We start from the raw sequence: 21,563 nt of genomic DNA, 5'->3' as shown, positions 1-21,563 counted from the left end.
GTCGGTCATTACCCCCGAGTAGGACATCGGTGTGAGTTGCCGCACCCGGCGGAGGGGTCCGGCGATTCGGCCGGGTGTGGCCGTGATCTCGGAGCACTCTACAGCGTGACCCCGAAACTAGGGGGTCGGTCGAATTCAGGAGTGGGCCGGATGCGGGGCGTTCTCGATGAGACCGGTCGCCCAGCCCACCGTCCATCCGGTCGCGGTGGTGCCGTTGCCGTCCACCGTGGAGCTGTTGTAGAGGCTGTGCACCGGATTGCCCGCGGCCCGCACCAGAATGCCGATGCTGCTCATGATGTTGGCCGGATTGAGCGCCTGGCGCGGGGAGTCGCAGATGAGATCGCCCGCGGCGCACATGGAGTAGGTGCGGTCGGCCAGACTGCCGAAACCGGGCCGGGCGCCGGTCATGGTGATGCCCGGGACGTTCAGGCCGCGCAGGGCGACCTCCGCGCCGACGCCGGTCGGATTATTGGTGCCGATCTGGATGGCCTGCCCCGGACCGCTGTCGCGGCGGCCGTCGGCGAGCAGCGCCACGCCGAGCACCTGATCCGCCGGCACCGGGCCCTTGCCGTCGCCGATGCTCGCGGCGACATCGCCCGCGATGACCGCGCCCTGCGAGAACCCGGCCAGCACATAGGTGGTCAGCGGGCAGACCCGATAGGTCTCGGCCAGCTTGTCGGTGGCGCGCCGGATCCCTTCGGAGCGGCTGTTGTTGTAGGACTGCTGCCCGTCCGGCGGAATCGCGATGGGATTGGAGAACTGGGCCACGTACGGCACGGTGTAGACCTCGAGCCGCTCATTGGGGAACGCCGCCCGGATCGGATTGGTGATGTGCAGCATGAGCGACGCCGGATTCGCGGTCGGGTTGTAGGGGTCGTCGGTGCTCGACGACTCCCACGTGCCGGGCACGGACAGCAGCAGCACATCCGGGCAGGACGCGGGCTGCGAGGTCGGCTTCTCCGGGCCGGGTTTCTCCGGCCCCGGCACCCGCAGGCGGCCCGCCAGCAGGTACCACAGCAGCACCACCACGATGATCGCGATCACGATCAGCGCGACGGCCAGCAGGCACCCCCTGGCTTTCCGGCCCCCGGATCGGCGTCGGCTCATCACCGGTTGCAGTAGCTCGCGGTCGCGGTTTCGACGTAGATCTTGCCGGCCTGCTCGACCGTCATCTTGGACTCGTCGAAGCCCGGATCGGATCCGGCGATGGCGGTCACGTAGGTGAGGATCTGGTCGTCGGAGGCGCCCTCGGACTTGCCCTGGCACACCAGATTCGCGGCGGTGAGCGCGATATCGGAGGCGGCCGGGGTTATGCCCTTGGCCTTCAGCGCCTCCAGGAACGTCTTGTCCCGATCGCTCAGCGGCGCGGCGTCACTGGGGGTGGTGAGGAATTCGGTGGGCACCGGCTGCGGGCGCTCCGCCTCGGTGGTGGGCGTCTCGGTGGCCTGGGGCGCGGGCTGTTCCGACGCCGAGGTCTCACCGCCGGGCGTGGTCGCCGCGGTGCTGGCCTTGGTCGTGGTCGGGGCCAGCGTGGGCGTGCTCGTCGCGGTCGAATCGTTGTCGCCACACGCGGCGAGCAGTCCGGTAGCAGCGAAGGCCACGACCACGCCGAGAACCTTTCCACGGGTCCGATGCATCTATTCGCTTCCTTGCTCTGTCTGCGGGCACAGTTTCGGCCACCAGGCTAGCGGCAACCCATCCATCCGTGACCCCCTCGCAACCGAACCTCATACCTTTCTCAGTGATCGGACGGGCCGCACGGCTCAGTTGGGACGCACCTCGGGACCGAGCGCCGGGATGGGCAGCGGCATGCCCTCGGCGGGCGGGGCGGCCGGCTGCTCGGCGGGCTGGGGCGCGGGCAGCACCGCCGGTGGCGCCGCGGAGGGCACAGCCTGCGGCGCGGCGGACGGCACGGGCGCGGCGGGCTGGGTCACCGGCTGCGGGGTCAAGGGGGACAGGCTGGGCAGTGAGATGGGCTGCCCGGTCAGGCCGAGCACCTGGGCCTTCCCGTCGCGCACCAGGATGGAACCGCCCTGGAAGGCCTGCTGGGTGCCGCCCGCGACCGGCACCTCGTCGCCGATCGGGAAGCCGAGCACGCCGTTCTCGAAGCCCAGCACACCCCAGGCATCCATGATCGGGCCGGTGCGCACGCCCCAGGATCCCGACAGCGGGCTCCAATAGATATTGCCGCCCTCGAATTTCACGAACCGGCCGAGATCCTTGACCGCCTGCTCCCCGGACGCGGGGAAGCCGAACGGGCTGTTCTCGAAGCCGAGCTGCGCGTACTTGCCCAGGATCAGGCCCTGCAGCAAATGGGCGCCGGTCTTGGGGCTGAAGTACATGGGCCCGTTCTCGAAGCCCTGCACCACGCCGTCCTTGTTCGGGGTGCGCTGTTCGGGCCCGGTGGGATAACCGGCCGGGCCGCGCTCGAATCCCTGTGCGCCCCAGGCGTCCAGAATGGCGCCGCGCACGGCATTGGCCCCGGTCTGCGGCGTCCAGTAGATGGAGCCGTTCTGGAAGGTCTGCCAGCGGCCGCGATTGTCCGGCAGCGCGCGCTCGTCGCCGGTGGGGAAGCCCAGGCCGCTGGCCGCGCCGTCCAGACCGGAGTACGCGCCCGCGATAGCGCCGCCGACCGGATGCGCGCCCGTCGCCGGCGAGAACACCACCATGCCGTTGCGGAAGTCCTGCGCCACGCCGTTGGCGATCTGGTATTCGGCGGTCAGGCAGTCGCCGAGCCAGGTATTGCCCTGTGCCACACCGCCGATGGCCCCGCCCAGCTTGCAGTCGCTCGCGGTGTTGTCCACGCCCAGCGCGGTCGCGGTCTGCGGCCAGGACTGGCGCATCTCGAAATCCCAGTACGGCCAGGTGTGCGTGCCGGAGGGGCGATAGTTCACCTGCACCGGAATGCTCAGCTTCTGCAGTTTGGCCACGAAGTTCTGCGAACTCAGCCGCGACAGCACCTCCAGGCCCATACCGGCGTAATTGGTGGTGAGGCCCGGAATGTCGGCGGGCGGATCGGTCGCGCCCGCGGTGCCGCTGCCGCTGGACACGTACAGGTTGACGCCCTTCAGCTTGTCGGCCAGCTCGTAGGGGTCGTGCTCCTTCCACGCCGGGCTGGTCGGCGGCCCGAACATGGCGGTGGAGTCGAACCCGCCCGCATCGTGCATGGCGAAGTTGACCATCTGCGGCATGCCGAGCGTGGTGAGCGTGAGGAAGCCGGAGTAGGAGGCGGCGTGGCGCACCCAGCCGGGATTGCGCGCGGCCAGCATCATGGCCGCGGTGCCGCCCATCGAAAGTCCCGCCACGCCACGCACATCGGTGGCCCGCCACTGGCTTTCCAGCAGCGGCGGCAGCTCCTTGGTGAGGAAGGTTTCCCACTTGTAGTTGTGGCCGTTGAAGGGTTCCAGCCAGTCGGTGTAGAAGCTGGACTGGCCGCCCACCGGCAGCACCACCAGGACGTTCTTATCGGCGTAGAAGCCGGCCGCGCCGGCCTCCTTGGTCCAGCCGTTCTCGTCATCGGTGGCGCGCAGGCCGTCGAGCATGAACATGACCGGGAATTTGGCGTCCGGTTTGGCGCGCCAGTCGCGGGGCAGCAACAGCTGCACCTGAATCGGGGTCTGCATGGCGGGCGAGTTCACCCACAGCGCCACCCGGCGATCTCCCAGCCACACCGCCTTCTGCAGGGTGGCCGGGACCTGTACCGCCTGCGGCGCCTCGGGTGCGGCGGCCGCCGGTCCCGCGCCCGCGAAAGTGCCCGCGGCGAGCGGAAACACGACTGCCGCGGCGCACGCCGTCCAGCGTCTGCGCGCCCGCCCGGTCCCACGAACAACTCCAGCCACACAATGTTTGTACCCCTGATCGGGCGATTCCCCCGGTAGGACGCGCGGGAATCCGAGACACTCAGCAAACGACCGGTTTTCCTCAGGACGCGAGCGCCGCGAGGATATCCGGGCGCGCATTGGCCAGTTGCTCCTGCCAGTAGCCCCACGCGTGCGTGCCCCGCACCGGCAGGTCGTAGCGCGCATCGATGCCCAGCGATTCCAGACGGGTCTTGAACGCGCGGGTGTTCAGCATCGACAACACCTCCAGCGCAACGGCATTCACCGTATTGAAGGCCCCGACCGGCGAACTCGGATCCTCGTAGCCGCCGGGCACGCCCCAGGCCGCCGAGATGTACAGGGGCAGGCCGCGCAGCTGCGGCGCGAAGACGAAGGGATCCATGCGCAGCCAGGCCGGGCTCCACGGCCAGGCCATGGAGTCCACATTGAAGCGGCCGGCATCGAGCATGGCGAGGCGAATGGCCTCGCGCATACCGGGCGCGGAGATGTTCAGATAGCCCGAGAACGAGGAGGCGTGCTTGAACTGATCGCGGTGATAGGCCGCCAGCGCCAGCGCCGCCGAACCGCCCATGGACAAGCCCGCCACCGCGTTCTTGGTGCGCGACACCCCGTAGCCCTCGAGGAAGGCGGGCAGCTCCTCGGTCAGGAAGGTCTCCCACCGATAGGTGAACTTCTGGCCATTGGTGCTGGAGGGCGCGCGCCAATCGGAATAGAAACTGGATTGCCCGCCGACCGGCATGACCAGGGTGATGTTGTCCTCGGCGAACATGCGCAGGGCATCGGTCTCGAAGGACCAGGCATTGAAGTCGTCGCGGGCGCGCAGCCCGTCGAGCAGGTACAGCGCGCCGTCACCGCCGTCGCGCGCCCACTGCACCTGCACCTTGATCGGGCCCATGCTCGAGGGCACCATCAGCTCCTCGAATCCGCCTGCGGGCCTGCGCGGTTCGGGTGCGGGCTCCGCGATCGGCGCCGGCGCGGGCTCGGCCACCGGCGCGGGGTCGGCCGGCGGGTCGGCGAGCGCCGGCACCGCCAATCCCGGCAGGGCGATCACCGCGACGACGGTCGCCACCATGCGCCGCCAGCCATGCTGTGTTGCCGCTATTCGAACCGAACCTGGGCACGACTCGCCCTGTGCTGCCATGAGAATGACTCCTGAACCGCAGGGAAAAGACACCATGGAGTGATCGGCGTCACGGACCTCGCAGCACTTTACAGTCAGCCGAGCTGAATTTCGGCCTTACCATCCCGGAACACAATGCGGCCGTGCTGGAAATTCTGCTCCGCCCCGCCAGGAATGGGCGATTCGTCCGAAGTTGGAAAGCCCAGCCGCCCAGCGGGTCCCGCCGCGCCCTCGTACGCGCCGCCGATCATACCGCCCACCGCATGCGCGCCGGTGGCCTGCGACCAGAGCACCCGGCCGCCCCGGAAATCCTGAGCCGCGCCGCCGGCCACCGCGAACTCGCTGGTCAGGCACTCCCCCAGCCAGGGCTTGGCCAGCGCCACCGGCAATATCTCACCGGCGGCCGCACAGTCCGGTTTGGCCGCTTCCACGCCGAGCGCGGCCGCCGCCTGCGGCCAGGCCTGGCGCATTTCGAAATCCCAGTACGGCCACGAATGCGTCCCGGAGGGACGGTAATTCACCGAGACCGGAATGCTGAGTTTGTTGAGTTTGGCGACGAAGGACTGCGAGGAGAAACGCGAGATGACCTCCAGGGCCATGCCCGCCCAGTTGGTGCTCACGCCCGGAATTCCACTGGGAATGTCATAGGCTCCGGCCAGCCCGCTGCCGCTGGAGACGTAGAGGCTGGTGCCCCTGAGCTTTTCGGCCAGCGAGTAGGGGTCGTGGGCGGCCCATTCCGCATCGCCGGGCGGGCCCCACATGGCGTCGGCGTCGTATCCGCCGGCATCGCGCATGGAATAGGCGATGGCCTGGGGCATGCCGAGGGTCGTGGTGGTGAGCGTGCCGGAGAACGAGGCGGCATAGCGGACGAAACCTTGATTCCGGGCCGCCAGCGTCATGGCCGCGCTGCCGCCCATGGACAATCCGGTCACGCCGCGCACATTGGTGGTGCGCCAGCCCTGGTCCAGCAGCGGCGGTAATTCCTTGGTGAGGAACGTTTCCCATTTGTAGGTCTTGCCATTGTCGGGTCTGCGCCAGTCGGTGTACCAGCTGGACATGCCGCCGACGGGCAATACAACAGTGATGTTCTTATCCGCGTAGAACGCTTCCGCCCCAGCGTCTTTGGTCCAGCCGCTCTGATCGTCCCCGGCGCGCAGGCCGTCGAGCATGAGCAGGGTCGGGAACCGCATATCCGGTTGGCTGTACCAGTCCCGCGGCAGCAGCAGCTGGACCTGTATCCGCGTGCCCATGGCCGGCGAGTCGATCCACAGGGCCACGCGTCTCTCGGTCAGCCAAACCACATTTCGGATCGCGGGCGCCGCTGCCGTCGCCGCCCCCGGTTCCGCGACCGCCGCGGGGGCGGTCGCCAGTACTGTCGTGATCGCCGCGAGCGCCAGCAGAGTTCTGCACCCGCGTCTCCCCCATCCATCACACACCACAGGTGTCACATTAGTTTTCTACAGGCTCCGGGCGAAACATGGGGAGCCACAAAGAAACCGGCCGCCCCGTAGGACGGCCGGTCTCTCGTGCTTATTCGGTTCTTACTGCCCCAGGGCGGCCAGAATGTGCGGCCGCGCCTTCCACAGCTCGTCCTGCCAGTACTTCCAGGAGTGCGTACCCGCGGCCGGGAAGTCGTAGATGGCCGAATTGATGCCCAGCGAGTTCAGGCGAGCCTGGAACAGGCGGGTGGTCACCATCGAAATGGCCTCGATGCCCATGGCATTCGCGGTGTTGAACACGCCGACCGCCGAGTTCGGCGCATCGTGCTGGCCCGGCAGACCGGAGGCCGCCGAAATGTACATCGGCAGACCCTTCAGCTGCGGCGCGAACACCGCCGGGTCCATGCGCAGCCACGCCGGGCTCCACGGAGCGGCGAGCGAGTCCACATTGAAGCGGCCGGCATCCAGCATCATGATGCGGATGGCCTCACGCATACCCGGGGCGTTCCAGTTCAGCGGGCCCGAGAACGACGAGGCGTGCTTGAACTGACCGCGGTTGAAGGCCGCCAGCCGCAGTGCGGCCGGGCCGCTCATGGACAGGCCCACCACGGCATTGTTGGTGCGCGAGACACCGTAGCCCGCAAGGAAATCCGGGAGCTCCTTGGTCAGGAAGGTCTCCCACTTGTAGGTGTACTTCTGGCCATTGGTGTTGGACGGCGACACCCAGTCGGCGTACCAGCTGGACTGACCGCCCACCGGCATCACCAGGGTGACGTCGTCATTGGCGAACTGCTCCATCGCATTGGTCTCGAACGACCAGGCATTGCGGTCGTCACGAGCGCGCAGGCCGTCGAGCAGATACAGGGCGGAGCCACCGCCATTGCGCGCCCACTGCACCTGGACCTTGATCGGGCCCATGGAGGACGGCACCATCAGCTCTTCGAAACCACCCGCCGGAGTGCGATGCATCGGCGTGTACACCGGCGCCGCGAAGGCGATGGTCGGGGCTGCTACCGCAGCGGCGGTCGGGATGGCCAGCGCCGCGGCGCCGGCTGCCAGAAGTCGTGCGCCCCAACCACGATGAGCACTACGGCGTCCGGGCTGGACTCCCTCCGGCATGGCGGACCTGCCGAAACGCATGGATACTGCTCCTTCTCTTACTGCAATAGTCTTCAGTTGTCATCGCTGCAGCACGCAGGGCAGAGCCGCAGCATGCATACTCGATGCGCTCACTCCGAATCCCGACACTTCGAAGTGAGCGAAGCGCTACCACGGTCTGGATCACACTTGCGCTCGCTGGAGGGTATTCGACCTTCCGAGCGATTGGCAAGGTGGTGCTAATGAGTGGCCGATTTCCACCATCCCGCACGACCGTAATCGTGCGGTGACCTTATCGCGAAACGCCAGTGATGTCGCGGCAACGGGAAAATCCCTTACGCCCCTTTCGACTCCGGGCCCCGTGCCGAGTCAGCCGATGTTCGCACTCATGTCCGGCAGCATCTTGAAGACCTGATCCTGCCAGTAGTGCCAGGAGTGAACACCGTCGGGCGTGTAGTCGAACACCGCATTGCAGGGACCCAAGGACTCCATGCGGGCCTGGAAGGCCCGGGTATTGGCCAGCGCGACGGTCTCCAGGCCCGCCGCATTCGTCAGGTTGTACACATCCAGCGGGGAACGCACCTGATCTCGCGGGCCCGGCTGGCCGTTGCCGCTGGAGATCCAGAGCCGGGTTCCATTGGCGCGCAGGCGTTCCGCGAAGACGAAAGGATCGTTGCGCAACCACAATTCGCTCCACGGCGGGCCCCACATGGCGTCGATGTTGTAGCCGCCGGCATCCAGCATCGCCATCCGCAGCGCCTCCCGCATACCAGGTGCGGAGACATTCAAATAACCGGAATAAGATGCGGCATAACGGAACTGCTCCGGATGATAGGCGGCCAGCACCAATGCGGCGCTGCCGCCCATGGACAGCCCGAGCACGCCATTGCCCCGCGGATTGAAACCCAGCCGGGCCGAGAGCGCATTGCGCAGATCCCGGGTCAGGAAGGTCTCCCACTCGTAGCGCACGGTCTGCCCATTGGTATTGCTGGTTTCCAGCCAATCGGAATAGAAGCTGGACCGGCCGCCCACCGGCATCACCACATTGATGTTCCACATGGGCAGCACCCGGGAGATCTCGGTGTCGATCTCCCAGCCGGACAGGTCATCGCGCGCCCGCAGGCCGTCGAGGGCATAGACCACGCGCTGGGTATTGCCGTCCAGTGCGCGGAAGATGCGCGTCTTGATCGGGCCCATGCTCGAATCGACCCAGAAATCGTGCCCAGCGGGATTGAAACCCGCCTGCGCCGTGGCTCCCCCACCACCCAGCGCCGCCGTCAAGGGCAAGGTCAGCGCCAGCGCCGCGCCCGCCAGCGAGCGGCGCAACAGCGTGCGCCCGTACCGAACCACATTCGTGCCGCGTACCCGCACAACCCGCATCGACTCGCCTTTCACGAGCGTGGTCACCGTTGACCACATCCGAAATGCAGAAGCTGTTGCCGCTCTGGAGTTCTCTATAGGCTCTTATTCGGAGCCAATGATCAGCGAAACACCTCCGGATACCGAATCGTGATACTGCGGGCATAAAAGACAATGCCGCCCGCCTGTCAGGGCGGGCGGCATCGGATGGAGCGAGAGTTCGGCGGCTATCCGATATTCGCCGACAGGTCCGGAACCATGCGATAGGCCTCGTCCTGCCAGTTCGTCCAGGCGTGCAGGCCCGCATTCGGGAACGAATAGACCACATTGCGCGCGCCGAGGGTGTCCATGCGCACCTGGAAGGCCCGGGTGTTCGCCAGGGCCAGCGCCTCCAGCGGCGAACCGCGCAGCAGGCGATCGGCCGCGACCCCGAACGGCACCTGCAGATCCGCCTCCATCGGCAAGCCGCTGCCCGCGGCGATCCACAAGCGGGTGTTGTTGGCGACCAGGGTGGGCGCGAAGACGAACGGGTCCATGCGCAGCCACTGCGGGCCCCACGGGGGCGCCATGGAGTCGACGTTGTAGCCGCCGGCGTCGATCATGGCGGTGCGGATGAGCTCGCGCATGCCGGGCGCGGAGATGTTCAGATAGCCCGAGAACGATCCGGCGAAGCTGAATTGGTCCGGGTGGTAGGCGGCGAGCGTCAGGGCCGCGCTGCCGCCCATGGAGAGGCCGAAAGCGCCATTGCGATACGGGTTGAACCCCAGCCGATCCCGCAGCGCCCAGCGCAGCTGATTGGTGAGGAAGGATTCCCAGTCGTAGCGGTAGCTCTTGCCCGGCCCGGCGCCGAGGACTTCGGTGGCGCCCGAACCGGTATTGGCCGACGAACCCGCACCTGCCGGAATCCCGAAGAAGGAGCTCGGCGCAGCCCAGTCCGCATAGAAGCTGGACGGGCCGCCGACCGGCATGACCACATTGATGTTCCAGCTGGTCAGCACCTGCGCGATATTGGTGTCGTTCTCCCAGCCGCTGATGTTCTCGGTGGCGCGCATCCCGTCGAGCGCGTACACCACCCGATTGGTATTGCCGTCCGCCGCCCGGAAGATCCGCGACTTGATCGGCCCCATGACGGGCGAGTCGACCCAGAAGTCGAATCCGGATGGATCGAAGGCCGCCGATGCTGTCGGGGGACTCACCACCGAGACCCCCAGTGGCAACAGCACCGCGGCCGCCACGCCCAGAACCGTCTGTTTGAAGCCTCGGACCCGCATCGACCTAGCCCTCTCGTCAAGGAGCACAACCGACCTGCAGTACTGATCTTCGTTACGGATCGAGTATCGGACGTCCAACTCGGCGTGTTAGGCGTGTCAGGCGCGCCTTGTCCAGAACGAGATCAACACCCACTCCCGGTGAGCCCTCAGGGGCAAGCCCCTGAAACCCCTCCACCACATCGGGGGGCTCCGCCCCCAAACCCCCGACAATGCGGAGGCTCAACCCCAAAATCCGGCATCACTGCGGGCCTAGCCCCGGCACCACTGCGGGCCTAGCCCCGGCACCACAGCGGGCTGACCCCGGCACCACAGCGGGCTGACCCCGGCACCACAGCGGGCCTGGCCCCGGCACCACAGCGGGCCTGGCCCCGGCACCACAGCGGGCCTGGCCCCGGCACCACAGCGGGCCTGGCCCCGGCACCACAGCGGGCCAGCCCCGGCACCACGGCGGGCCAGCCCCGGCACCACTGCGGGCCAGCCCCGGCACCACTGCGGGCCAGCCCCGGCACCACTGCGGGCTGGCGCTTGTTCCCGCCTCAATCCATACGCAAGACGCCCCCGCCCGATAGGGCGGGGGCGTCTTCAGCTTGGGGTTTCAGGGGCTTGCCCCTGAGAGTCCCGAGAGTTGGTCCTATCCGAGGTGGGCGGACAGGTCCGGGAGCATGCGGTAGACCTCGGCCTCCCAGTTGCGCCAATTGTGGACGCCGCTGGCCGGGAAGTCGTAGGTCGCGTTGCCGCCGCCCAGGGTGGCCATGCGCACCTGGAAGGCGCGGGTGTTGGCGAGGGCGAGCGCCTCCAGGGGCATGCCCTGGATGACCGACATGACACCGGTGACGTCACCCGCGGCCGGGATGGCGCTGGCGGCGGAGATCCACAGGCGGGTGTTATTGGCGACCAGGCGCGGCGCGAACACGAACGGGTCCATGCGCAGCCACTGCGGGCCCCACGGCGGCGCCATGGAGTCGACGTTGTAGCCGCCGGCGTCGATGAAGGCCAGGCGCATGGCCTCGCGCATACCCGGCGCGGAGATGTTCAGGTAGCCGGAGAACGCGCCCGCGTAGCCGAACTGATCCGGGTGGTAGGCGGCCAGCGTCAGGGCGGCGGAACCGCCCATGGACAGACCGAAGACGCCATTGTTGGTCGACTTGAAGCCGAGCCGGTCACGCAGCGCATTGCGCAGGTCCTGGGTCAGGAAGGTCTCCCAGGTGTAGCGGTAGCTCTTGCCCGGACCACCGGACAGGATCTGCAGGCCGCCCGAGCCCGAGGAGGACCCGGAGGAGGACAGCGTGCCCGAACCCGAGGCCGAACCGGTGCCGCCCTCGATGCCGAGCAGGCTCGACGGCGCGTTCCAGTCCGCGTAGAAGCTGGACTGGCCGCCGATCGGCATGACGACATTGATGTTCGCGTCGGTCAGCGCCTGCGCGACATTGGTGTCGATCTCCCAGCCATTGAGGTCCTGGCGGGCGCGCATGCCGTCGAGCGCGTAGACCACGCGGTTGGTGTTGCCGTCGGCCGCGCGGAAGATGCGCGTCTTGACCGGCCCCATCTCTGCCGAGTCGACCCAGAAGTCGAACCCTGCCGGGTTGAAGGCCGCGTTCGCGGCGGGAGCCGCTGCCACCGACGCCCCGAGCGGTAGCAGCATGGCCACCGCCACGCCGAGCACCGACTTCTTCAACCAACCGCCGCTAGATCTCCGACGTCCTTCGTGCGCGCCTCGCATATTCCGTTCGGCCTTTCGTATCGCGTTCGTTCCACCGCGTGCTTGTGACCACGGCGGGCGTCCCGAGACCCTATCGTGGCTGGGCTAACCGGGCGTTATCAGACTGAGACATTTGTGACCCGGGCCACTGTGCGGCGATTTTGTGGCCCCGACCGGGCTGACCAGCGGCTTCGGCGCTGAAGCCGCCAGCGGGATGGAGCGGAATCGAGAATGACTTAGCCAATGTTCGCGGACAGATCGGGGAGCATTTCGGTGAGCCGGGCCTCCCAGTTGGCCCAGTCGTGGACGCCGACGGCGGGGTAGTTGAAACTCGCGTTGCGCCCGCCGATGCTGTTGAACTTGGCTTCGAAGGACCGGGTGCCGAGCAGCGCCACGGCCTCCAAACCGATTGCGTTGACCTGGGAGTCGTTCACGGCGCCCTCCTCCGCGGGCAGCGTGCTGCCGCACGAGATCCACAGCCGGGTATTGGAGGATTTCAACCTCGACGCGAACTGCACCGGGTCGATGCGCCCCCACTTCTTGTCCTTGGGCCCGGCCATCGAGTCGATGTTGTAGCCGCCGGCATCGATCATGGCGACCCGGATGGCTTGCCGGATAACGGCCATGGACATATCCAGCACACCGGAGAACGAACCGGCGAAGGAGAACTGGTCGGCGTGGAACGCGGCCAGCTGCAGCGCGGAGCTGCCGCTCATGGACAGCCCGAACACGCCGTTGCGAGTGGCGTTGAAGCTCAGGCGATCCCGGAGCGCGTTGCGCAGGTCCTGGGTGAGGAAGGTTTCCCACTTGTAGGTGTAGGTCTTGCCCGGGCCGCCCGCGTTCATCTGCGTCCAGCCGTTGTCCGCGGTGCCGCCGTCGGTGCCGGCGGGAGTGTCGGCGAAGGTGCTCGGCTCGTTCCAGTCGGCATAGAAGCTGGCCCGGCCGCCCACGGGCATCACCACATTGATATTGGCGGCGGTGAGCGCCCGGGAGACATTGGTGTCGATCTCCCAGCCGTTGAGATCGTCGCGGGCGCGCATACCGTCGAGCGCGTACACGACGCGGTTCGTATTGCCGTCCGCCGCACGGAAGATCCGCGACTTGATCGGCCCCATGGACGATTCGACCCAGAAGTCGAAACCGCTGGGGTCGAAGGCCGCACGCGCCGCGGGCGCTCCCGCCATCGTCGCCCCGAACGGTAGCAATGCCGCCAGTCCCACCCCCAGCGCCGATTTCCGCAGCACTTCTCGTCTCGTGACGCCCCGCATACCCGTCCGGCCTTTCATCCGTTTACTGCGACAGCCGTTGCGGCCCATACAAGATCAGCCGCACCAGCCGTTGTCAGAGAGCGTATCGCGGAACCGAGGTCTTGGCGTTACCAAATCGAGACGGAAGACAACTCTCGGGGTTCTCAGGGGCTTCGCCCCCTAACCCCCCAAACACGAAACCCGCCCAAAAGCCCCAAAATAAAACCCCCGCGCCCGTTTTGGGCGCGGGGGTTGCTCGTCTTCGAATTACTTCGGCGGCACCGGTGCGGTCGGATCCGGGATATTGCACCGCTGCAGTTCGTACTTCGGCACCCGGTCGATGCGGTACTTGGCGAAGTCGAGCGCGTTCTTGAAGTTGTGCCGCCAGCGCTCGAAGGTCATCGGGTCCCGGGTCGAGACCAGCAGCGCCTCGGTCTCCGGGCACTTCAACGCGGCTCGCGCCTGCGTCATCCACCGCTCGTCGAGATACCAGGGCGTCCACGGGTGCTTGTCCACCATGCCGGTGTCCACCACGACCCAGTCCGGGTAGAGGTTCTTGTCGTGTCCGATGCGCCCGTCGGTGAGCCGCTCGGTATGCGCCGCAAGCGGATACGCCAGACCCATCTGATCGATGACCCGCACGTTCAAGGGCACGTTCATGCTGGTCATGCCGAGATTCAGGAAGAACACGGTATGCCCGGCGCCGCCCTCGGGGATGGGCAGCGGCGGCGGCGCGATGTACCACGCCATGAACGACGGCGAGTTCAGCAGCAGACCGCCATTGGGATTGTTGGCGATGTCCTGCACCATGGCCCGCATGCGCGGGTAGTCCAGATAGTCCTCGGCCCGGATCGGATGATCGTGACCGGTATTGAGCACGTAGTAGATCCGCTCGTCCACGATACCGGTCGAGCTGATCTTGGTGCCGGTCTTGATGGCCGTGGTGTTGGCCGCGAACAGCGCCCAGCCGATGGTGCCCGCGAAGGCCAGCAGCACAATGGCGAAAGCCCAGTCCAGTCGGCGCGTTCCGGGCACCCCGAACCAGCCCGCCGGTACCCGCAGCGGCAATACCGCCACCGGCAGGATCAGGCAGAACAGCTGCGGCAGCAGCATGCGGCCGTGCATGAAGTCGCCGCCGACGCGAATCTCGTACACGGTCAGCAGCGCACCGCTGCCCAGCATGAGCGCGACCACCGCGGCCGGTGAGTGCAGCCACCGGCTGAGGCGATGGATCCGGTGGCGCAGGCTCTTGTCCTGGGCCGCATCGGAATCCGCGGTATGGCGGCCGCCCGTGTGGTCGGCGCGGTACGCCCGCCCGGCGGCGATACCGGCTACCGCCAGCACCACCAGCGGCACGATGAGCCAGTACGGGCCGATGAAGTTCCACAGGTAGACGAAGCCCTGACCCCACTTGGCCCCGCCCGCGTCCTTGGCGACGGCGGTGTTCGGGTAGGGCAGGCCGTAGTAGCCCATGCGCCAGATCTGGTAGCCGACCGGCACCAGGCCCGCGACCGCCACGATGAGCGCGCGGAACACCATGGGCCGCAGCCGGGTTGCCGGCAGCGGCGCGCAGAAGATCATGAGCAGGGCCAGCGCGCCGACCAGCGTCATCTCCGGCCGGATCAGCGGGGCCAGGCCCGCGAAGAACACCAGCCCGAAAAAGTTCGCCAGGCGCGGCTTCTCGGTCTGGCTCCAGCGAATCAGCCACCACCACAGCACGGCCAGCCAGAAGATGACCAGGCTGGACTCCAGCCCGGAGGTGGCGTAGTCCCGCGCCGGCGGCAGCGCGATGTAGACCAGCACGCCCGCCGGCAGCAGCACGGAACCCGTTCCGCCCCACAGCCGGGCCGCGCCGAGCATGGCGAAGACGACGGCCAGCACCGAGAGCGTGAGCGCGATGCCGAGCACCACGTACTCGAGCCGGATCTGGGTGAGCCAGCTGAAGAACCAGACGATGTAGGTCCAGGCCGTGCTGGTGTTCGCCTCGACGCGCTCGTCCATATTGAACACGGGACCATTGCCCGCGAGCAGGTTGCGCACCGTACGCAGCACGATCAGGCCGTCATCGGCGATCCAGCGCCGCTGCCAGCCGCCGGCCGCGAACAAGGTCGCGGTCAGCAGGATCCCACCGACGAATACGGTTCGGGATAGTCGCGTGAAGCCGCGCGCGGAATCGACCGCACGCCGGCGGGCGCGTCCGACCGGCAACTGTGCCGTCGGCGCGCCCTCCTCTCGCTCTTCTCCCTCTACCACGTCAGGTGAGATAGACAGCGACACCTACCGCTCCGATCCAGGCGATTGCGAGGAACTGGAGGACCCGGTCCCCCAGGGCGATCTCTTCGGGTTCACCGGCTTCACCGCCGTCGACGTCCACGGCATAGCGCAGGACGGCGATGGTGAAGGGGACCATCGAGATGGCGTACATCTCGGTGTCCTTGGCCCGACCCTGTTCGAACGCCCACAGACCGTAGAACACCACCAGGGCGGTGGCCGCCACGGTCCAGACGAAGCGCAGGTAGGTCGGCGTGTAGTACTCCAGGGACTTGCGGATCTTGGCGCCGGTGTCGAGCGCGATCTTCAGCTCGGCATAGCGCTTGCCGGCCGCCATGAACAGCGAGCCGAACGCCATGATGAGCAGGAACCACTGGGACAGCGCGATACCGGTCGCCGCACCGCCGGCGACCGCGCGCAGCAGGAAGCCGGAGGAGACGATGCAGATATCGAGCACGGCCTGATGCTTGAGGCCGAAGCAGTAGGCCAGCTGGATGCCGATGTAGACGGCCATGACCACGGCCAGGTTCCAGGAGGCGATGAACGACAGCAGGATCGAGGCCGCCAGCAGCACGACCGACAGCGCGTAGGCCAGGTTGACCGGCACGACGCCGGCGGCGATGGGCCGGTACCGCTTGGTCGGGTGCGCCCGGTCGGCATCCACGTCGAGCGCGTCGTTGACCAGGTAGATGCCCGACGCCGCCATGCAGAACACCGCGAAGGCGATGCCGAGGTTGCCGAGCACCTGCCAGTCGCCGATGACCAGATCGCCGGCCGCGGTCTTGCCCGCGGCCAGCGGAGCGGCCAGCACCAGGACGTTCTTGACCCACTGACGCGGGCGCATGGCCTTCACGAGGCCGCCGGCCAGCGTCTTCGGCGGTCCCTTGACGACCGCCTCGTCTAGCTCGGTGCTGGTCGGCTCTTCGCTCATGTCAACAAGCGCTCTTTCCTGTGATGCGGTCACTTGGCGAGTCTCTTTTCGGCGGCAAGCACTACGGCGGCTGATGCGGCGCCCAGCGCTGAACCGGCGAGCACGTCGGAGGGGTAGTGCACTCCGAGGACGACCCGGGAGAGCAGCATCGGCGGGACGAGCACCGCAGGCAAGGGTAGCCCGGTGAGCCTGCCCAGCAACACAGCCGCCGCCGTTGTGGAGGTGGCGTGTGAGGACGGGAAGCTCAGCTTGCTCGGCGTCGACACGTTGACCTGCACGGATGGATCGTTCGGCCGGGGGCGGCGGACGATCCGCTTGATCACCACGGAGGCGGCGTGCGCGCCGAACGCGCCGACGGCCGCACCCGCCCACTGGCGGCGGCGCGGCTTGTCGACCAGCGCGCCGACGGCGGCGATGCCGATCCAGCCGAGCGAATGCTCACCGAAGTGGGACATGCCGCGGGCGGCCTTGACCACCGCCGGGTTCTGGCCGATGGTGGCCTGCACCGCGTTGATGATCTTGACCTCGGCGGGCGCGGGGGCCGCCGGCGTATCCGGGACCACTCGCAGACCGCGATCGGAATCGGACGCCGACTGGGGTGCGCTCATTTGGTCTCATTTCCTGTGATGCCGAAAACGTTCTCCCACGCGGCCTTGCTGCTGAGGTGCGCGTGCGCGGCACGATACTGCTCTCGCACCTCCGGGAACCGTTCGGCCAGTTCCTTGCGCAGGCGCATGGCTTCCTTGAACAGCTCCGCGGCCTTGCGGGGATCGCGCTTACGGTAGACGACGCCGCGGCCGTCGGCGGTCGTTACGGTCACGCCGTCGACCTGCGAGAGCAGGAACCAGCGCGCGTCCAGGGTGGGCACGTTCAGCTGCGGGGTCTCGTGATGCTGCGGCTTGGCCTTGCGGAAGTTGTGCAGCACGCCCTTGCCGAGGCGGGCGACCTTGGCGATGGGATTGCCCGGCTCGCCGACCGCGCCCACATCGGCGCGCGAGGCCATGGGCAGTTCGGTGGAGGACGGCACGATGACCGCGTCCGGGTACTCCTTGCGCATGGCGTGCACCTTGCCGAGCGCGGTGGGGAGCAACTCGAACAGCTTGTCCGGGCCGGCGAGGTAGTCGCGGATGGCCTGATTCTGGATGGCCACCGTCGAGTACTCGAGGCACAGCAGGTGCTTCAGGGTCGCCTTGACGGTGTTGATGACCATCGGACGGCCGTCGTTCGGCAGATGCAACGAGGCGACGACCAGGCGGTTGCGGAGATGGAAGTACGCCTGCCAATCGATGGCGTCGTCCTTGTCGCTCCACGCCATGTGCCACACCGCCGCACCCGGCAGCGTGACGGTCGGATAGCCGTGTTCGCGTGCGCGCAAACCATATTCGACGTCGTCCCACTTCAGGAACAGCGGCAGCGGCTGCCCGATCTCCTCGGCGACCTGACGCGGGATCACACAGGTCCACCAGCCGTTGAAATCGACGTCGATGCGGCGGTGCAGCAGCTTCGAATTGTCGCGGTCGCGCAGCGGGTACTTCGAGAAATCGTGGTCGTATTCGACGTTGGGAGCCGCGGTCCACATGAAGATGCCGCGATCCACGACCTCGCCCATGGTGTGCAGGTGCGAGCGCTCCTGCAGGTTGAGCATCTGGCCGCCGGTCAGGATGGGCGACTTGGCGAATCGCGAGAAGGCCAGCGCGCGCAGGATGCAGTCGGGCTCGATCTCGATGTCGTCGTCCATGTAGACGATGTACTCGGCGTCGGTGGTCTTGAGCGCCTCGTACATGACGCGGCTGTAGCCGCCGGAGCCGCCGAGATTGGGCTGGTTGTGGATTGCCAGGCGGTCGCCCAGCGGCGCGGCCGCCTCGGCGAATCCGGGCTCGTCCACGACCTTGCGAGTGCCCTGGTCGGGGATGATGACGGCCTTGATCTTGTTCAGCACCAGCGGGTCGGAGCCCAGGGCCGCAATGGTCTTCACCGCATCGGTCGGCCGGTTGAAGGTCGGCATGCCGACGGCGATGCTGCCCTCGCCCGGCGCCTCGATCGGCGCGTACCAGCCGCCGCTGCGCATTTCCACATGGCTGTCGGTGGTGATGTCGAACCAGATCCAGCCGCCGTCCTCGAACGGGCCCAGATCCACTTCGAATTCCACGAAGGCGGCGGCCGCGGCGCCGTCGCCCGGCGTGCTGAACTCGTCGCCCTGCACGTGGATGCGCGAGCCGTCGGCCTTGGACCGGTACACGTCCACCCGGCCGTGGCCGGACAGTTCCAGCCGCAGCACCACGGACTTCAGCACGCTCCAGCGCCGCCAGTAGCTGGCCGGGACCGCATTGAAGTAGGTGCAGAACGACACCTCGGATTCCGCGCCGATGGCCAGCGCGGTGCGCGTAATGGCATGCGCGCGACGGGCATTGGTCTCGGATTCCTCGAGGTACAGCTTGCGCACGTCGAGGGGTTCGCCCGGCCGCGGCAGGATGATGCGCTGCAGCAGCGACTTGGCGCGGGTGTCGGTGATCATCTCTTCGAGAGTGGCCTGGGCGGTCATTCGGCGGCGTCCACCAGGGGCGCGCCGGACTCCAGGTGCGGGCGCAGCACATTGTCGAACATGCTCAGCGCGGCGCCGATGGCCATGTGCATGTCGAGGTACTGGTAGGTGCCCAGGCGGCCGCCGAAGACCACCTTGTTCTCCGCGGTCTCGGTCTTGGCGCGCTCGCGGTAGGCCAGCAGTTTGGCGCGGTCGTCCGGGGTGTTGATCGGGTAGTACGGTTCGTCGCCGGTCTGGGCGAAGCGCGAGAACTCGCGCATGATGACCGTCTTGTCGGTCGGGTAGTCGCGCTCGGGGTGGAAGTGGCGCGGCTCGATGATGCGGGTGAAGGGCACGTCCGCATCGTTGTAGTTCATGACCGAAGTGCCCTGGTAGTCACCGGTTTCCAAGACCTCGGTCTCGAAATCGATGGTGCGCCAGCCGAGTTCGCCCTCGGAGTAGTCGAAGTAGCGGTCCAGCGGGCCGGTGTAGACGACCGGGGCGTCCGGGTTCTGGGCGCGGATCTCGTCGCGCACCTCGAACCAGTCGGTGTCCAGGCGCACCTCGATGAGCTCGTGCTCGGCCATCTTGGCCAGCCAGGCGGTGTAGCCGTTCTTGGGCAGGCCCTCGTAGGTGTCGTTGAAGTACCGGTTGTCGAAGGTGTAGCGGACCGGCAGGCGGGTGATATTGCCGGCGGGCAGTTCCTTGGGGTCGGTCTGCCACTGCTTGGCGGTGTAGTCGCGGATGAACGCCTCGTAGAGCGGGCGGCCGATCAGCGAGATGGCCTTCTCCTCGAGGTTCGCCGCGTCCTTGGTGTCGATCTCCGCGGACTGCTCGGCAATGAGCTTGCGGGCCTCCTCCGGGGTGAAATACCGGCCGAAGAACTGCGACAGCAGGCCCAGTCCCATGGGGAATTGGTAGGCCTGGCCCTTGTGCATGGCGAAGACGCGATGCTGGTATCCGGTGAACTCGGTGAACTGGTTCACGTAATCCCACACCCGCTTGTTGGAGGTGTGGAAGAGGTGGGCGCCGTACTTGTGGATTTCGATGCCCGTTTCCGGGTCCGCCTCCGAGTACGCGTTGCCGCCCAGGTGGTAGCGGCGTTCGACCACCAATACCCGCTTTCCCAGCAGGTTGGCGGTGCGTTCTGCGACGGTCAGCCCGAAGAAACCGGAGCCGACGACAATGAGATCGAAGGGCGATGCGGCGGTCACGGGAGCCCAGCGTATCGGAAGGTGATGAGAGCGCGCGTGGGCTCCGGCGGGGAGGGTTTGCGGAGGTGGTCCGGGCCATCCCGATGAGTGGGAGAAATCGTCGAGGTTTTGCGCAATGTTCACCAAAGCCCGGACAGGCGCGTCACACGGACTGTATTACATACCGAACCAAGCTGAACGTCCGTCCAGTTTGTTGCCGTGCGCTAACTACACGGCCGTGACCCCGCTAGACCCGGAAGACCTTCACACATGCGGTTCCCCCGACTCGCACCCCTCGCGGGTGCGCTCACGCTGTCCGCCGTCCTCGGCACGGCAGTTCTCATCCCCGCGGCGGCGCCCGCCCACGCCGCCGCGGACACCCTCGCCGCCGCACCGGTCGCCGACGGTGACGGACTCTGCGGCAAGGGCTCGGCAACCTTCGACGACATCATCACCAATGCGGCGACCGCGATCCGTACCGTGGTGCCGGCGCATCAGCTGGCCGACTACGACCGGCAGGTGAACGACTTCCGGTACTCCATCGCGACCATTCGCGTGCACCGGTCCACGCTGCCCATCGATTCGGCCGAATTCGGCGGGCGGCTGGAATTCCTCGACGATCCGATCGTCACCCATCTGGTGAACAATCTGGACGCCATTCGCACCGGGCGGATCAACAAGGTCGTCCCGATCACCCACCTCACGGTGAACGACGTGATCGAGACCTTCATCCTGGCCACTCGCATCGTGAAGATCCCGGCGCAGCTGGGCGCGAGCCTGGTGCCGACCGCCGGCTTCGTGCTCAAGCCGATCGTGGGCGCCCTCTTCAATGGCGTGAAATCCCTGGCGCGGGCCGTACAGGACCAGCTCTCGCTGGGCTGCAACACTTCCGGCGCGTACCAGAAGCTCCAGCTGGAGCTGCCCGATGAGCAGGTCGCCGTCCCGCAGCCGCTACTCGATCTCGCCAACCAGCTCACCCTCGCGGACGGGGCCTGCACGCCGCTGGCCGAACTGAAGACCTCCGATCTGGTGGAGCGGACGCGCAGCTTCCTCACCAGCACCGCCGGGCTGCCGGTCGACCCGGCCGCGGTCGATGCCAATGCCGCGGCGCTGCAAGGCTTCCTGGAGCACAACCGGGTCGCCGAGATCGTCACCCTGCGCCGCACCGAGCAGCTCGGCCCACTGGTGAACGCCATGGATTACGGCCCGATGACCTTCCTGGCCAATCTCGGCTTCGACATCTACGAGGGCAAGGTGTTCAATACCGTCGCGCTCGCCGATGTGACCGTCGAGAACGCCTTCGATCTGGTCACTTTGGCGCTGGACACCACCAGTCTGCTGATGACGCTCGGCAATATGATCGCCGGCTGGACCGGTGTGGCGTCGACAATTCTCACCCCGCTGTCGGTCGCGCAGACCCTGGCGTTCGCGCCGACCACCTATGGTGCGCCGATTCTCAAGGGCGTCATGCAGTCCATGTGTGCCGCTTAGACAACTCTCGTAACTCTCAGGGGTTCCCCCTGAAACCCCTTCTCCAAGGGGGCGAATGCAAAACGGCCCGGGCGAGTGTTCTCG

15 protein-coding genes and 1 pseudogene are annotated in these 21,563 nt (G+C 67.2%); 1 reads left to right on the top strand and 15 read right to left on the bottom strand.

The window, feature by feature from the left end:
• Window positions 1-135 precede the first annotated feature (135 nt).
• From ACYQ5L_RS00890 to glf, 15 genes and pseudogenes are all read right to left on the bottom strand, one after another.
• The gene (locus ACYQ5L_RS00890) at window positions 136-1,107 is read right to left on the bottom strand and encodes a cutinase family protein (RefSeq protein WP_459954920.1); all 972 of its coding nucleotides are present in this window, start codon (window positions 1,105-1,107) and stop codon (window positions 136-138) included.
• On the bottom strand, window positions 1,107-1,637 hold the full coding sequence (locus ACYQ5L_RS00885; protein WP_459954919.1) for a DUF732 domain-containing protein: 531 nt from the start codon (window positions 1,635-1,637) through the stop codon (window positions 1,107-1,109). The genes ACYQ5L_RS00890 and ACYQ5L_RS00885 overlap by 1 nt, the downstream gene beginning before the upstream one ends.
• A gap of 126 nt (window positions 1,638-1,763) precedes the next feature.
• A complete protein-coding gene (locus ACYQ5L_RS00880) occupies window positions 1,764-3,839 on the bottom strand; it encodes an alpha/beta hydrolase-fold protein (RefSeq protein WP_459954918.1) in 2,076 nt (691 codons plus the stop codon).
• 82 nt (window positions 3,840-3,921) lie between these two features.
• Window positions 3,922-4,911, bottom strand: coding sequence for an alpha/beta hydrolase (locus tag ACYQ5L_RS00875; RefSeq protein WP_459954917.1), 990 nt, complete (start codon window positions 4,909-4,911; stop codon window positions 3,922-3,924).
• A gap of 182 nt (window positions 4,912-5,093) precedes the next feature.
• Window positions 5,094-6,407 (bottom strand): annotated as a pseudogene (locus ACYQ5L_RS00870) (alpha/beta hydrolase-fold protein); the annotation flags it as partial.
• A gap of 93 nt (window positions 6,408-6,500) precedes the next feature.
• Window positions 6,501-7,538: an alpha/beta hydrolase gene (locus ACYQ5L_RS00865; protein WP_379193995.1), complete on the bottom strand. Its 1,038-nt coding sequence runs from the start codon at window positions 7,536-7,538 to the stop codon at window positions 6,501-6,503.
• A gap of 327 nt (window positions 7,539-7,865) precedes the next feature.
• Window positions 7,866-8,876, bottom strand: coding sequence for an alpha/beta hydrolase (locus tag ACYQ5L_RS00860; RefSeq protein WP_459963282.1), 1,011 nt, complete (start codon window positions 8,874-8,876; stop codon window positions 7,866-7,868).
• 206 nt (window positions 8,877-9,082) lie between these two features.
• A complete protein-coding gene (locus tag ACYQ5L_RS00855) occupies window positions 9,083-10,126 on the bottom strand; it encodes an alpha/beta hydrolase (RefSeq protein WP_459954916.1) in 1,044 nt (347 codons plus the stop codon).
• A 631-nt stretch (window positions 10,127-10,757) separates the two neighbouring features.
• Entirely contained in the window at window positions 10,758-11,846 is a 1,089-nt protein-coding gene (locus ACYQ5L_RS00850) for an alpha/beta hydrolase (protein ID WP_459954915.1), read from the bottom strand.
• Between the two features lie 215 nt (window positions 11,847-12,061).
• Complete coding sequence (locus tag ACYQ5L_RS00845) at window positions 12,062-13,093, bottom strand: alpha/beta hydrolase (RefSeq protein WP_459963281.1); 1,032 nt, start codon at window positions 13,091-13,093, stop codon at window positions 12,062-12,064.
• A 246-nt stretch (window positions 13,094-13,339) separates the two neighbouring features.
• Window positions 13,340-15,325: an arabinofuranosyltransferase AftB family protein gene (locus ACYQ5L_RS00840; RefSeq protein WP_459954914.1), complete on the bottom strand. Its 1,986-nt coding sequence runs from the start codon at window positions 15,323-15,325 to the stop codon at window positions 13,340-13,342.
• Window position 15,326: 1 nt separating this feature from the next.
• A complete protein-coding gene (locus ACYQ5L_RS00835) occupies window positions 15,327-16,274 on the bottom strand; it encodes a decaprenyl-phosphate phosphoribosyltransferase (RefSeq protein WP_459954913.1) in 948 nt (315 codons plus the stop codon).
• 29 nt (window positions 16,275-16,303) lie between these two features.
• Window positions 16,304-16,882, bottom strand: a complete 579-nt coding sequence (locus ACYQ5L_RS00830) for a phosphatase PAP2 family protein (protein ID WP_379193989.1) — start codon at window positions 16,880-16,882, stop codon at window positions 16,304-16,306.
• Window positions 16,879-18,816, bottom strand: coding sequence for a glycosyltransferase (locus ACYQ5L_RS00825; protein WP_459954912.1), 1,938 nt, complete (start codon window positions 18,814-18,816; stop codon window positions 16,879-16,881). Before ACYQ5L_RS00825 ends, ACYQ5L_RS00830 begins: the two co-directional genes overlap by 4 nt.
• Window positions 18,813-20,009 carry a UDP-galactopyranose mutase gene (gene glf / locus ACYQ5L_RS00820; protein WP_459954911.1) on the bottom strand — a complete coding sequence of 399 codons (1,197 nt, stop codon included), beginning with the start codon at window positions 20,007-20,009 and terminating at the stop codon, window positions 18,813-18,815. Before glf ends, ACYQ5L_RS00825 begins: the two co-directional genes overlap by 4 nt.
• Before the next feature lie 249 nt (window positions 20,010-20,258).
• Between glf and ACYQ5L_RS00815 the strand changes: the two genes are divergently transcribed.
• Complete coding sequence (locus ACYQ5L_RS00815; protein ID WP_459954910.1) at window positions 20,259-21,479, top strand: hypothetical protein; 1,221 nt, start codon at window positions 20,259-20,261, stop codon at window positions 21,477-21,479.
• The last annotated feature ends 84 nt before the right edge of the window (window positions 21,480-21,563 follow it).

This window comes from Nocardia sp. IFM 10818 (assembly GCF_054655275.1).
This window is presented reverse-complemented; position numbering and strand designations above follow the sequence as displayed.